General features: G+C 43.4%; 1 protein-coding gene. It reads left to right on the forward strand.

Annotation, left to right across the window (positions count from 1 at the left end; genetic code table 11):
- On the forward strand, nucleotides 1-219 hold a 219-nt coding region (locus P6733_RS17965; protein WP_306354321.1), incomplete at both ends, for an Ig-like domain-containing protein.

Raw genomic sequence — 219 nt, forward strand, 5'->3', positions numbered from 1 at the left:
GTAAAACTCGTTTAGCCGTTCTAGCCAAAATTACTGTTACACCAGCACCAACGACAACACAGTCAACACAAACATTCTGTGAGATCGTAAACCCAACAGTAGCGAACTTACAAGCAACAGGAACAACTATTCAGTGGTATACTGCTGCAACGGGTGGAACTGCTTTAGCGTCAACAGTAGCTTTAGTGGATGGAACAACGTATTATGCTTCTCAAACCG

This window comes from Flavobacterium aerium, from assembly GCF_030766725.1.
Taxonomy (GTDB): domain Bacteria; phylum Bacteroidota; class Bacteroidia; order Flavobacteriales; family Flavobacteriaceae; genus Flavobacterium; species Flavobacterium aerium.